The following is a 13763-nucleotide window of genomic DNA, read 5'->3' as shown; positions in this document are numbered from 1 at the left end:
CAAGCATGGAAAAGACATCGCCCCAGCAACTCGCCAAACGCACCATTGCACTGGTGCTGGCGGGCGGACGCGGCTCGCGTCTGCACGCCCTCACCGACCGACGCGCCAAACCCGCCGTGTACTTCGGCGGCAAGTTCCGCATCGTCGACTTCGCGCTCTCCAACTGCCTGAACTCGGGTGTGCGCCGCATCGGTGTGCTCACCCAGTACAAGTCGCACAGCCTGCTGCGCCACCTGCAACGCGGCTGGAGCTTCCTGCGCAACGAGTTCAACGAGTTCATCGACCTGCTGCCAGCCCAGCAGCGCATGGACGACCAGAGCTGGTACCTCGGCACGGCCGACGCGGTCTATCAGAACCTGGACATCCTGCGCGCGCACAAGCCGGAGTACATCCTGGTGCTCGCGGGCGACCACATCTACAAGATGGACTACGCCACCCTGATCGCCGACCACGTGGCGTTGGGCAAGAAGTGCACCGTGGCCTGCATCGAGGTGCCGCTGGCCGAAGCCACCGCCTTCGGCGTGATGGACATCGATGCCGAGCGCAACGTCGTGCGCTTCCTGGAGAAACCGGCCCAGCCGCCCCACATGCCCGGCAAACCCGACACCGCACTGGCCAGCATGGGCGTGTATGTGTTCAACACCGAGCACCTGTTCGAAGCGCTGAAACGCGATGCGAGCACCCCTGGCTCCAGCCGCGATTTCGGCAAGGACATCATCCCGGCCATGGTGGCCGCCGGGGACGCCGTGGCGCACCCGTTCGGCATGTCGTGCGTGAAGAGCGCGCCCGACGCGCCGGCCTACTGGCGCGACGTGGGCACGGTCGACGCCTACTGGGCCGCCAACCTCGACCTCACCAACACCATCCCCGAACTCGACATGTACGACCGCGAGTGGCCGATCTGGACCTACCAGGAGCAACTGCCGCCAGCCAAATTCGTGTTCGACGACGACGGCCGCCGCGGCTGTGCGGTGGACTCGCTGGTCTCGGGCGGTTGCATCATCTCGGGCGCGCTGGTGCGCCGCTCGGTGCTGTTTTCGCGCGTGCGCGTGCACTCGTATGCGTCGGTCGAAGCGTCGGTCATCCTGCCCGAGGTCGACATCGGCCGCGGCTGCGAACTGCACAAGGTGGTGGTGGACAACGGCTGCGTGATCCCGCCGGGCATGAAGATCGGCGTGGATGCGGCGGACGACGCGCGCCGTTTCTTCCGCACTCCCAGCGGCGTGGTGCTCGTCACCAAAGAAATGCTCGAAAAAATGCAATGACCCTCAAGGTTCTCTACGTCTGCTCCGAAGTCTTCCCGCTGCTCAAGACCGGCGGGCTGGCCGATGTCAGCGCCGGTCTGCCGCCCGCACTCCAAGCCCTGGGCGCCGATGTGCGCCTGTTGTTGCCGGCCTTCCCCGGTGTGGTCGCGGGCGTCACGCCCGAGGGCCCCACCCTGCTGGTGCCGGCCGGGGGCAGCAGCGGCTTGCCCACCGGTCTCGGTCCAGAACCCACCAGCGCCCACGGCCCCACGCCGTGGCTGCGCGCCGGGCGCATCACCGACAGCGGCATGCCGGTGTGGCTGCTGCACGCGCCGGGCCTGTACGAGCGCGGCGGCAACCCCTACGTGGACGAGCACGGCCGGGCCTGGCCCGACAGCGCCGAGCAGTTCGCCTGGCTGGGCTGGGCCGCGGCCCTGCTGGGCGCCGGCCTGGATGCCGGTTGGTTCCCCGATGTGGTGCATGGCCACGACTGGCACACCGGCCTGGCCTTCGCCTACCTGCACGAACTCGCGCGCACCGCCGAGCACCGGCCGGCCACCGTGTTCACCGTGCACAACCTGGCTTACCAGGGCCTGTTCAACGCCGACCTGCGCCCGCGCCTGGGCCTGCCCGACGGACTCTTCCACCTGCAGGGGCTGGAATTCCACGGCCAGATCAGCTTCATGAAGGCGGGGCTGAAATACAGCGACGCCATCACCACCGTGAGCCCGACCTACGCACGCGAGATCACCGGCACCGAACAGGGCTGCGGGCTGGACGGCGTGCTGCGTCAGCGCCAGGCGCAGCTGCACGGCATCCTGAACGGTGTGGACGACGCGGTGTGGAACCCGCAGACCGACCCGCTGGTGCAACCCGGCTTCGACGCCGACCACCTGCAGGGCAAGGAACAAGCCAAGGCCCGCCTGCAACAGCGCATGGGTCTGGCGCCCCGGCCCGATGCGCTGCTGTTCTCGGTGGTCAGCCGCCTCACCGAACAAAAGGGATTGCACCTGCTGTCCGCCGTGGTGGACGAACTGGTGCAGCGCGGCGGGCAACTCGCGGTGCTGGGCTCGGGCGACGTGGCCATCGAACAGGACCTGCGCGACTGCGCCCGGCGCCACCCCGGTCAGGTGGCGCTCACCGTGGGTTACGACGAAGCCCTGGCGCACAGCGTCATCGCCGGGGCCGACGTGATCCTGCTGCCCTCTCGATTCGAGCCTTGCGGCCTGACCCAGCTCTATGGCCTGCGCTACGGCACGCTGCCCTTGGTGCGCGCCGTCGGCGGGCTGGCCGACACCGTGGTCGACTGCAGCCTGGAGAATCTGGACGACGGCAGCGCCAGCGGTTTCGTCTTCCACGAGCTGGATGTGAGCGGCTTGCTCTCGGCCATGCGCCGCGCCTTTGCGCTGCAGCGCCGTCCTGCCGACTGGCGTGCGGTGCAGCGCCACGCCATGTCGCTGCGCTTCGGCTGGGATCATGCGGCCAGCGACTACCTGCGGGTCTATGCCTCGGTCATGCCGGCGTCGACCATCACCTGAGCGCCTGCACGTTTATTGCTATTGCCCTTCCGCACCCCAACGAACGCCCCAACGCCATGCCCAACACGCAGCCCACCCTCGAACCCGTCCCGTTCGAATACGACCACCTGGACAACGGCGTGGACGCCTTGCGCAAATCCATCGCCAACCGGTTGATCTACTCGGTCGGCCGCGACCCGCGCTCGGCCACCCGGCGCGACTGGCTCTTCGCCCTGTTCCACGCCGTGCGCGACCGCATGATGCACCGCTGGCGCGAGACCCTGGCCACCTCGCAGGACAGCGACGCCAAGCGCGTCTACTACCTGTCGATGGAGTTCCTCACCGGGCGCGCGCTGACCAACGCCCTGCTGTCGGTGGGCATCCTCGACGAGGCCCGCACCGCCTGCACCCAGCTCGGTGTGGACTTCGACGCGCTGATCGACCTGGAAACCGATGCCGGCCTGGGCAACGGCGGCCTCGGACGGCTCGCCGCCTGTTTCCTCGACTCCATGGCCACCTTGGGCATCCCCGGCATGGGCTACGGCATCCGCTACGACTACGGCATGTTCGCGCAGCGCATCGTCGACGGCCGCCAGATCGAAGAACCCGACTACTGGCTGGTGAATGGCAACCCCTGGGAGTTCATGCGCCCCGAGTTCAGCTACACGGTGCAGTTCGGCGGGCGCCTGGTGCAGACCGACGAGCAGGTGCGCTGGATCGAGACCGACGACGTGATCGCCACCGCGTACGACTCCGGCGTGCCCGGCCACGAACTCAGCAGCGTGGCCACCATGCGGCTGTGGACCGCACGCGCCACCAGCGGCATCAACCTCGACGCCTTCAACAAGGGCGATTACATGCGCGCGGTGGAAGCCAAGAACGAGTCGGAAAACGTCTCGCGCGTGCTCTACCCCGACGACAGCACCGAGCATGGCAAAGAGCTGCGACTGCGCCAGGAGTATTTCTTCGTCAGCGCCTCGCTGCAGGACATCGTGCGCCGCTTCCTCAAGCACCAGGGCGACTTCGCGCTGTTCGCCGACCGTGTGGCGATCCACCTCAACGACACCCACCCCGCGCTGGCCGTGCCCGAGCTCATGCGCCTGCTGGTCGACGAGCAGAGCCTGGAGTGGGACACCGCCTGGGACATCTGCAGGCGTGTGTTCAGCTACACCAACCACACGCTGATGCAGGAAGCGCTGGAGACCTGGCCGGTGGAGTTGCTGGGCCGCCTGCTGCCGCGCCACCTGCGCATCATTTACGACCTCAACGCGATCTTCCTGGCCGAGGTGCACGAGCGCTTCCCCGGTGAAAACGACCTGCTGCGCCGGGTGTCGCTGATCGACGAACGCGGCCAGCGCCGCGTGCGCATGGCCTACCTCTCGGTGCTGGCCAGCCACAAGGTCAACGGCGTGTCGGCCCTGCACAGCCAGCTGATGGTGCAGACCATCTTTGCCGACTTCGCGCGGCTCTACCCCGAGCGCTTCTGCAACAAGACCAACGGCATCACGCCACGGCGCTGGCTTTCGCAGGCCAACCGGCCACTGGCGAGCCTGATCGACGCGCGCATCGGCACCACCTGGCGGCGCAATCTGGATGAGCTCGAACAGCTGCGCCCGCTGGCCACCGACCCCGAATTCGTCAGCGCCTTCCAGGACGCCAAGGCGCGGAACAAACACCGGCTGGCCGAGCGCATCGCCGCCGAAACCGGCGTGATCGTGAACCCGGCCAGTCTGTTCGACGTGCAGATCAAGCGCATGCACGAGTACAAGCGCCAGCTGCTCAACGTGCTGCACGTGGTCACGCGCTACCAGCAGATCCTGGCGCACCCGCACGCCGATTGGGTGCCGCGCACGGTGGTGTTTGCCGGCAAGGCGGCTTCGGCCTATTTCATGGCCAAGCTGGTGATCAAGCTCATCAACGACGTGGCGCGTGTGGTCAACCACGACAAGCGCATCGGCGACAAGCTCAAGGTGGTGTTCATCCCCAACTACCGCGTGTCGCTGGCCGAGGTGATCATCCCCGCGGCCGATCTCTCCGAGCAGATCTCCACCGCCGGCACCGAGGCCTCGGGCACCGGCAACATGAAGTTCGCGCTCAACGGCGCACTCACCATCGGCACCTGGGACGGCGCCAACATCGAGATCGCCGAACACGTGGGGCTGGAGCACATCTTCATCTTCGGCCACCGCACCGAGCAGGTGGCGGCGTTGCGCGCCAGCGGCTACAACCCGCGCCGCTACTACGACCACAACTACGACCTCAAGACCGCCATCGACCGCATCGCCGAGGGCGCCTTCAGCCCCGAGGAGCCCGCGCGTTTCCACGACATCACGCGCACGCTGCTGGAGTCCGACTACTACCTGCTGCTGGCCGACTACACCGACTACCTGGCCACGCAGCACAAGGTCGATGCGCTCTACCGCAACCCGGGCGAATGGACGCGCCACGCCATCATGAACGTGGCCGGCATGGGCGCTTTTTCGTCGGACCGCACCATCCGCGAATACGCCGACGAGATCTGGAACGTCAAGCCGCTGTTCCCCTGAGCCTTTGCGCGCAGGGCGCGTGCCAGAATCCGCCGCATGCGGCAGCCCTGGCGTTTCTCGTGGTGGTGGGTGGTCGGCGGGGCGGTGATCGCCCTGGCCGGCGCGGCCGCCATCGCGCGCCAGTCGCTCGCTCAGCAGCGCGCACTGTTCGAGACCGACGCACGCATCGTGCACCGGCTATTGAGCCAGCAGGTGGTGCAGCACGACGCGATATTGGCCACGCTGGCACTGCTGCAGCCCGCGCCCGCCGCACCCGGCGCCGGTTCACCCGAGCAGCGCCTGCCCGCGCTCTACCCGCGCATCCTCTCGGTGCAACGCAGCGACGCCACCACCCCGTGGACCGACCCCGGGCTGGCCGAGGCCGAACGCCTGTCGCGCCAGAGCGGCCGCGCCGCGCTCGCGCCGCTGGACCTGCAGAGCGGCCGCTACCGTCTGGTGCTCGCCTCGGAGCCCGCCAGCTACGCGCTCACCATCGACCTGCAGTCACTGGTACCGTGGGCCGAGTGGCCGATGGCCGCACAGACGAGCACCGTGCGGGTCGAGCTGGTGCTGGCGGGACAACACCACCCGATCCAGCCCGGGCGGCTTCAGGCAGGTTCGCGTTTCGAATTCCACAAGGTGGTGGCCGCCGAGAGCCAGCCTTTCGACGTGGTCGCCACCCAGACCGTGGGTTGGCGCCAATGGCCCTGGGCCCGCATGCTGGCCTGGACGCTCGCGGTGGCCGCATCGCTGTTGGCGGTGCGGCAGCTGCAGCGCCAGCGCATGGCGCGCCGCCGCGCCGAAGAGCTGCTGCGTCTGGGCCAGGTGGCGCGGCTGAACACGCTGGGCGAACTCGCCGCCGGCATGGCACACGAACTCAACCAACCCCTGACCGCGGTGCTGGCCAACACCCAGGCCGCGCAGCGCCTGCTGGACGACGACCCTCCCGAACTGGCCACCGCGCGCGCTGCCATGGCGCAGGCCGCGGCGCAGGCCCGCCGTGCCGCCGAGGTGGTGGGCCGGCTGCGCCGCGCGGTGGAGCGACCCGACAGCGGCGGACAGCGCCAGTCCATCGATGCGGTGGACGCCGTGCGCCGCGCGCTCCATCTGCTGGAACCCGAGTGCCAGCGCCGGGGTGTGACGCCGGCGTTGGACAGTGCGCCCGCGCTCGACGTGATGGCCGATCCGGTGGCGCTCGACCAGATCGTGCACAACCTGATCGTCAACGCGCTGCAGGCGCTGGAACAAGTGCCCGCTGCGCAGCGCCGGCTCACGCTCACCCTGCGCACGGTCGATGGATTGGGCGAACTCGCGGTGGCTGACAGCGGACCAGGCATCGCGCCCGAGGTGTTGCCGCGCCTGTTCGAGCCGTTCTTCTCCACGCGCGAAGGCGGCCTGGGCCTGGGGCTTAGCCTGTGCGAGACGCTGGCCAGCGGCATGGGTGGCTCGCTCTCGGCCGCCAACGCAGCCACCGGTGGCGCGGTGTTCCGATTGCGCTTGCCCCTCGCCATCGGACAGGCATGAGCACCGCGCCGGGCCGCCCCAAGCATGCTCGCACCGCAGCGCGCAGCACGGAGGTATGCCCATGAGCATGGACATCCTCTCCCCCACCGTGCACCTGATCGACGACGACCAGGCGGTGCGCGACAGCCTGGCCCTGCTGATCGGCACGGTGGGCTTGCGCGTGCAGCCGTGGAGCGACCCGCAGGCCTTCCTGAACACCTTCGACCGCGAGGCCATCGGCGCCATCGTGCTCGACGTGCGCATGCCCGGCATCAGCGGCCTGAGCGTGCTTGACACGCTGGTGGCGCAGGGCGTGGACCAGCCGGTGATCATGCTCACCGGCCACGGCACGGTGGACATGTGCCGCCGCGCCTTCAAGGCCGGAGCGGCCGAGTTCCTCGAAAAGCCGGTGAACGACGAGGCCTTGCTCGAAGCGCTGCAGAACGCTGTGCGCCAACATGTGCGCTCGCGCCAGCGCCACCAGGCCGACCGCGCGGCGCGTGAGCGCTATGCGCAACTCTCCGAGCGCGAGCGCGAGGTGCTGGGCCTGATCGTCGAGGGCTTGACCAACAAGGAGATCGGCCGCGCGCTGGGCCTCTCGCCGCGCACGGTGGAAACCCACCGCGCCAACCTGTTTGCCAAGCTGCAGGCGCCGTCGCTGGCACAGCTGATCCGCCACTACGCCGCGCTGGTTGACGCGGATGGCGCCAACGGCACCGCGTAGTTCTACGGAGGGCCGCGCGTAGCCTTCCGAATGGCGGTTTGCCGCGCGGATTTCTACAGTTCTCCCACGGTTGATCGAACCGTTCAACACCACCGGAGAACACCATGACCTTCCCTGCAAAAACGTCCTTCCTCGCCCTGTCCTTCATGGCCACCGTCGCCAGCGCTCAGGCCGTGCGCGTGGAGAAAAACATGTCATTGGACCTGGCCAACCAGATCGCCGCCGCCACCGTTGCGTCGTGCAGCGCCGGCGGCTACAACGTGACGGCCGCCGTGGTGGACCGCGCCGGCACCCTGCGGGCCCTGCAGCGCGCCGACAACGCCGGACCGCACACCGTGGCCGCCGCGCAAGGCAAGGCCTACACCTCGGCCTCGGCGCGCAACACCACTGCCGCCATGCTGGAGAACGTGCAGAAGAACCCCGGTGCCGCGACGCTGGTGGACATTCCGGGTTTCCTGGTGCTGGGCGGCGGCGTGCCGGTGAAGGTGGGCAACGAGGTCGTCGGCGCGGTGGGTGTGGGTGGTGCACCCGGTGGTCATCTGGACGAGCAGTGCGCGAACGCGGGCATTGCCAAGGTTGCAGAGCTGCTGAAATGAAGACGCTGCTGTGGGTTCTTGCACTGGCGTTCACTGGTGCAACTGTTCAAGCCCAGGTCGCACCCAGCGCGACCGAAGCGGCGACCTACACCGGGTTGCACGCAGCGGCCCACCAAGGGGATGCAGCAAAGATCGCGCGCCTGGTGGCGGGCGGCGCAGCGGTGAATGCCACCGACACGCACGGACGCACACCGCTGCACGTGGCCACGTTCGCGCGCCAACGCGAGGCGGTGCGCGCGCTGGTGAAGGCGGGCGCTGACATCAACCGGCTGGAGAACGACCGCTACGACGCAGTGACGATCGCCTCAGTCGCCGACGATGAGGACACGCTGCGTGTGCTGCTGCAACTGGGCGCCAGCGCGAAGCAGACCACGAGCCGCTACGACGGCACCGCCCTCATTGCCGCCGCGCATCTGGGGCACGACGGCGTGGTGCGCCAGTTGATCACCGCCGGTGCACCGCTGGACCATGTGAACAACCTGCATTGGACGGCCACCATCGAAGCCGTGGTGCTGGGTGACGGTGGCGCGCGCCATCAGGCCACGCTCAAAGCCTTGATCGATGCGGGTGCGAACCTGCAGCTGGCCGATCGGCATGGTCAGACGCCGCTGGCCTTGGCGCGGTCGCGTGGTTACTCGGCGATGGTTTCAATGCTTGAGAAAGCTGGGGGCCGGTAGCTTCTTCGCTGGCTGAACCGGGGTGGACGGCTCCGCGAATGTCCTCCGTCGGCCTGCGGCCGCCTCCCCCTTGATTTCGCTGCGCCGTCCACCCCGATTCAGCCAGCAGCCAACATTTCAGCACGCCAACGTCGGTGTGCCCACATCTCATCAGATCGGAGCGCCGTGCCGCTCCGATCCCGTGAGGTCAATGAACGAAACGGAAGTCAGGCAAGCGAAACCCGAGCAAACTTCCGCTTCCCCACCTGAACGACATACGTTCCGACAGGCAGCTTCAAGCCCTTGTCGCTGATGACGGCACCATCCACACGCACACCACCACCCTCGATCAAACGGTTGGCCTCGCTGGTGGAAGGCGCCAGGCCCGACGATTTCAGCAGCGACCCGATGCCCAGCGGCGCACCCGACAAGGACACCTCGGGGATCTCGTCCGGCACACCGCCCTTGCTGCGGTTGATGAAGTCCTGCTCGGCCGCATCGGCCGCGGCCTTGCTGTGAAAACGTGTGGTGATTTCCTTGGCCAGCGCCACCTTGGCGTCCTTCGGATTCGCGCCCTGGGCAATGGCCTGCTTCAAAGCTTCAATGTGCTCCAGCGACTGGAACGACAGCAGCGTGTACCAGCGCCACATCAGCGTGTCGGAAATGCTCAGCACCTTGGCGAACATCGAGTTCGCGGGTTCGGTGATGCCGATGTAGTTGTTCTTGCTCTTCGACATCTTCTCCACGCCGTCGAGACCTTCGAGCAGCGGCATCGTCAGGATGCATTGCGGCTCCTGGCCATATTCGGCCTGAAGGTGGCGGCCCATCAGCAGGTTGAACTTCTGGTCGGTGCCGCCGAGTTCGAGGTCGCTCTTGAGCGCCACCGAGTCGTAGCCCTGCATCAGCGGGTACAGGAACTCGTGCACGCTGATCGGCGTGCCGGCCTTGAAACGGTCGTGGAAGTCGTTGCGCTCCATCATGCGCGCCACCGTGTACTTGGCCGCCAGCTGGATCATGCCCATCGAGCCCAGCGGCAGGCTCCATTCGCTGTTGTAGCGAATCTCGGTGCGCGCCGGATCCAGCACCAGGCTGGCCTGCCTGTAGTAGGTCTCGGCGTTGGCCTGGATCTGCTCGGTGGTCAGCGGTGGGCGGGTGTTGTTGCGGCCCGAGGGGTCGCCGATCAGGCTGGTGAAATCACCGATGAGGAAGATCACCTGGTGCCCCAGGTCCTGCAACTGGCGCATCTTGTTGAGCACCACCGTGTGGCCGATGTGGATGTCCGGCGCCGTCGGGTCCAGCCCCAACTTGATGCGCAAGGGCTGACCGCTCTTCTCCGACTGTGACAATTTTTTGATCCAGTCGGCCTGGGGGATCAATTCTTCGCACCCCCTGAGTGTCACGCTCAAGGCATTTTTCACACCGTCTGTCAGTACGCTCTCAACGGGAGGGTTCTGGTGAGTACTTTGTGCTTCTTGTATGCTGGGTTTCATTAGCGTTTTCTCAGATGCGGGCTACATGGCGCTGGCTATACTTCGCGCCGAGTGACGGATTTTAGTTGGCGCGTTTTTTGCACATCTCAGACCCAGCTCATCGCCCCGGCACAATTCGTGTGAACTTGTTCCGACTGGGCCTGTCAGCCTGTGTGTGCCATCCAACAGACCGTTGGAACTCTTTCCAGGAAACACCGATTTTGATCCGCTCGCTGCTCCACTCGCTGACCCAGGTCACCGACGCCACCCGTCAAAGCCTCGCCAGGCACCCCCGCCGCATCATGGGCGGCATCGGCGCCTTGCTGCTGGGCACCGGCGTCACCGCCTTCGGCATCGCGCCGCTCGCACCCGACGCCGCCAACCTCCCCGTGCGCCAGATCGTCGAAACCCTTGACCCCTCCACGTTCGCTTCCGCCAGCCTGCTCGGTGCCCCCGCCACCGACTTCGTGCTGTTCCGCAGCGAAATGACGCGGCGCGACGACACGGCGCAAAGCCTGTTGCAGCGTCTGGGCGTTGTCGACTCCGAAGCTCAGGGTTTCCTGCGCAACGACCCCACGGCCCGCCAGTTGCTGCAAGGCCGCGCTGGCCGCCTGGTGAGCGTTGAAACCAACGACCGCCAGGAACTGCAACGCCTGACCTCGCGCTGGCTCGCCGGCGACGACCGCAAGTTCTCCCGCCTGGTGATCGAGAACAGCCCGCAGGGCTTCAAGTCACGGCTCGAAACCGGCGACCTCACCGCGTCGGCCCGCCTGGCCAGTGGCGTGATCCGCAGCTCCCTGTTCGCCGCCACCGACGCGGCCGACATCCCCGACCCAGTCGCCGTGCAGTTGGCCGAAATGTTCTCCAGCGACATCGACTTCCGCCGCGACCTGCGCCAGGGCGACCGCTTCAGCGTGGTCTATGAAAGCCTGGAGGCCGATGGCGAGAGCATGCGCACCGGGCGCGTGCTCAGCGCCGAGTTCGTCAACAACGGCCGCAAGTACGAAGGCGTGTGGTTTGAAGAGCCCGGCCAGCGCGGCGCCTACTATGGCTTCAACGGCGAGAGCTCACGCAAGTTCTACCTGTCTTCCCCGCTGGAGTTCTCCCGTGTGAGCAGTGGTTATGGCATGCGCTTTCACCCCATCACCGGAGGGCGCAGAGCCCACATGGGCGTGGACTACGCCGCGCCCACCGGCACGCCCGTGCGCACCATCGGCGACGGCGTGGTCGAGTTCGCCGGCGTGCAGCGCGGCTATGGCAACGTGATCTACATTCGCCACCGCAGCAACCAGATGACGGTATTCGCCCACCTCAGCCGCATTGGCGTGCGCCAGGGCCAGAAGGTCAGCCAGGGCGACTGGATTGGCGCCGTGGGTTCCACCGGTGCATCCACCGGCCCACACCTGCACTTCGAGTTCCGCGACAACGGCGTTCATCAAGATCCACTGGCCATCGCTCGCCAGAGCGAGTCCATTCCGATCAACCCGTCGGCCCGTGCCCGCTTCGATGCCGTGGCCCAACTGCAACGGGTACAACTCAACGCCGCAACCAGCGTTCAGCAGGCCAGCGCCGAATAAGCCAGCAACAGGCAGACAACAAAAAGGGGAGCTTCAAGCTCCCCTTTTTGTTGGCGCGAACGCTTCGGCGAATCAGACGCTGAAGCTGGATCCGCAACCGCAGGTGCTGTTGGCGTTGGGGTTCTTGATCACGAACTGCGCGCCTTCCAAGTCTTCCTTGTAGTCGATCTCGGCGCCCACCAGGTACTGGTAGCTCATGGCGTCGATCAACAGCGACACACCATTTTTGGTCATGGTGGTGTCGTCTTCGTTGGTCACTTCGTCGAAGGTGAAACCGTACTGGAAACCGGAGCATCCGCCGCCCTGCACGAACACGCGCAGCTTCAGATCGGGGTTGCCTTCTTCAGCCACCAACTCCGCCACTTTGGCGGCGGCGCTGTCGGTGAACACCAGCGGCGCCGGCATTTCAGTCTGGATGTTTTCTGCCACTGCACTCATGGGATGACCTCTTGGAGATGTGTGGACCTTGAGCAGGTTCACTGAGAGAAGACCGGGCGCATTGCGCTCCGGGAATAAGAAAGATACTAAATCAAATCGCTCGGGAATGCGCTCAGCCGTTGTTTGCCGCCAGTTTCAGTGTGGGTTTGTCCTCCACACCGCCGACCATGGGCTTGAGCTGGCCGGTGATGGTGGCGCCCTGGTGCATTTCAAGCGCCTTGTACGACACGTCACCCTCGATACGCGCCTTGGGCTGCAGCTCCAGCAGTTCGAACGCCTGCACCGGGCCCTTGACGTGGCCATTGATGATCACATGATCGGCCAGGATCTGGCCGGTGATCACCGCCACCTCGCTGATCACCAGAATGCTGGGGTGTTCGTCGCTGGCGCGGATATCACCGACCACTTCGCCATCGACACGCAGCCCGTCGTGGAACAAGACGTTGCCCTCGATGCGCGTGCCCTGGGCGATCAGGCTCTTGATGGGGGGTTGTTTCTTCTTGCCGAACATGGGTTTCTCCAAACGACGTATCGCTGCTGTCACAGCTGGAATGTTTGCACCGACCGCACCAAGCTTCCTTGAAGGATCTTGGCCGTCACGTTTTTTACCATGGCCTGCGCGGGCACGTCGACGATGCCTTCGAGTCGCAGATAGCCTTTGATCAGCACGGGCTGTGGCACGGGCGCCTGCGCCAGCGACCAGGGCTTGCCGTCAAGCGTGCCGGTGAAAGTGATGGCCAGTGCCCCCTTGAAGTCGGGCGCATTCTTGGTGGCTTGCATCATGAGTGCCTGCCACCGCCACTGGGTGTCGGACACGCGCTCGGCCTGCAGACTGCGAATGCTCAAGGTGTCTCCGCCCGAACCCGGGATCAGACGCTCGAAGAAACCGAGATCGGTGCGCAGCAGCTCATTGTCGGCTTCGAGCTGGCGGATGCGCATGGCCAGCTGTTCCTGCAGGCTGCGCTCGGTGGTGAGCAGGCTCTCGGAGGTGTTGGCCACCGACTGGGCATTGAGCAGTTCGACACGCAAGGCTTGCACTTCGGAACGCAGCTGGGTGAGCTCCTGTTTGGACGCTCGATCCAGGCCGGCGATGTCGCGACCAAACTCGAACGCCCACATGGCCAGCGACCCGGAAAAGCCGAGCACCACCGCACCGAGCAGCCAGCGAAACGGCCACGGCAACGCGCTGCGCACCGCCATGCGCGGCGCGCTGACGGTGAGTTTTCTGCGCAGAAGCCGAAACCGCATGCAAACCTTTCAAAATGAAAGCAAACGCAACCCAGTCCCAGAAAGCAAAAACCGCCCCAAGTTCGACTTGAAGGCGGCTTTTGCAGTTGAGGCCAGACAGATTAGCGTTTGCTGAACTGCTTGCGACGGCGCGCAGAGCGCAGACCGACTTTTTTCCGTTCCACTTCGCGGGCATCGCGCGTCACGAAACCGGCTTGCGACAGGCCCGGCTTGAGCGTGGCGTCGTAGTCGATCAGGGCGCGGGTGATGCCGTGGCGCACGGCGCC

At 66.3% G+C, this 13763-nt stretch carries 13 protein-coding genes; 8 read left to right on the top strand and 5 right to left on the bottom strand.

What is annotated here, in order from left to right:
* Positions 1–5: 5 nt before the first annotated feature.
* The 7 genes from glgC to V6M63_RS11625 all read left to right on the top strand — a co-directional run bounded on the left by glgC (position 6) and on the right by V6M63_RS11625 (position 8786).
* Entirely contained in the window at positions 6–1265 is a 1260-nt protein-coding gene (gene glgC, locus V6M63_RS11655; RefSeq protein ID WP_332741948.1) for a glucose-1-phosphate adenylyltransferase, read from the top strand.
* Positions 1262–2782, top strand: a complete 1521-nt coding sequence (gene glgA / locus V6M63_RS11650) for a glycogen synthase GlgA (RefSeq protein WP_332741946.1) — start codon at positions 1262–1264, stop codon at positions 2780–2782. The genes glgC and glgA overlap by 4 nt, the downstream gene beginning before the upstream one ends.
* 56 nt (positions 2783–2838) lie before the next feature.
* Positions 2839–5307 carry a glycogen/starch/alpha-glucan phosphorylase gene (locus V6M63_RS11645; RefSeq protein WP_332741944.1) on the top strand — a complete coding sequence of 823 codons (2469 nt, stop codon included), beginning with the start codon at positions 2839–2841 and terminating at the stop codon, positions 5305–5307.
* A gap of 36 nt (positions 5308–5343) precedes the next feature.
* Positions 5344–6810 carry a sensor histidine kinase gene (locus V6M63_RS11640; RefSeq protein ID WP_332741942.1) on the top strand — a complete coding sequence of 489 codons (1467 nt, stop codon included), beginning with the start codon at positions 5344–5346 and terminating at the stop codon, positions 6808–6810.
* A 61-nt stretch (positions 6811–6871) separates the two neighbouring features.
* Positions 6872–7513, top strand: a complete 642-nt coding sequence (locus V6M63_RS11635) for a response regulator transcription factor (protein ID WP_332741940.1) — start codon at positions 6872–6874, stop codon at positions 7511–7513.
* Between the two features lie 104 nt (positions 7514–7617).
* Entirely contained in the window at positions 7618–8109 is a 492-nt protein-coding gene (locus V6M63_RS11630; protein WP_332741938.1) for a GlcG/HbpS family heme-binding protein, read from the top strand.
* Positions 8106–8786, top strand: coding sequence for an ankyrin repeat domain-containing protein (locus tag V6M63_RS11625; protein ID WP_332741936.1), 681 nt, complete (start codon positions 8106–8108; stop codon positions 8784–8786). The genes V6M63_RS11630 and V6M63_RS11625 overlap by 4 nt, the downstream gene beginning before the upstream one ends.
* A gap of 206 nt (positions 8787–8992) precedes the next feature.
* On the opposite strand, the gene tyrS is transcribed toward V6M63_RS11625, so the two are convergent.
* Entirely contained in the window at positions 8993–10255 is a 1263-nt protein-coding gene (gene tyrS, locus V6M63_RS11620) for a tyrosine--tRNA ligase (RefSeq protein WP_332741934.1), read from the bottom strand.
* Between the two features lie 200 nt (positions 10256–10455).
* Between tyrS and V6M63_RS11615 the strand changes: the two genes are divergently transcribed.
* Positions 10456–11811 (top strand): M23 family metallopeptidase, encoded by a 1356-nt coding sequence (locus V6M63_RS11615; protein ID WP_332741932.1) that lies wholly within the window; start codon positions 10456–10458, stop codon positions 11809–11811.
* 72 nt (positions 11812–11883) lie between these two features.
* On the opposite strand, the gene erpA is transcribed toward V6M63_RS11615, so the two are convergent.
* The 4 genes from erpA to rpsI all read right to left on the bottom strand — a co-directional run.
* Positions 11884–12249, bottom strand: a complete 366-nt coding sequence (erpA, locus tag V6M63_RS11610; RefSeq protein WP_056267778.1) for an iron-sulfur cluster insertion protein ErpA — start codon at positions 12247–12249, stop codon at positions 11884–11886.
* A gap of 112 nt (positions 12250–12361) precedes the next feature.
* Positions 12362–12760 (bottom strand): bactofilin family protein, encoded by a 399-nt coding sequence (locus V6M63_RS11605; protein ID WP_332741929.1) that lies wholly within the window; start codon positions 12758–12760, stop codon positions 12362–12364.
* A 29-nt stretch (positions 12761–12789) separates the two neighbouring features.
* Positions 12790–13497, bottom strand: a complete 708-nt coding sequence (locus V6M63_RS11600) for a DUF6776 family protein (protein WP_332741927.1) — start codon at positions 13495–13497, stop codon at positions 12790–12792.
* Positions 13498–13598: 101 nt separating this feature from the next.
* Positions 13599–13763: 30S ribosomal protein S9 (gene rpsI, locus V6M63_RS11595; RefSeq protein ID WP_332742273.1), on the bottom strand; the 165-nt coding region annotated here is incomplete at its 5' end.

Source organism: Hydrogenophaga sp. (assembly GCF_036675665.1).
Classification (GTDB): domain Bacteria; phylum Pseudomonadota; class Gammaproteobacteria; order Burkholderiales; family Burkholderiaceae_C; genus Hydrogenophaga.
The sequence above is the reverse complement of the archived record's forward strand: the minus strand, read 5'-3'. Positions and strand labels throughout refer to the sequence as shown.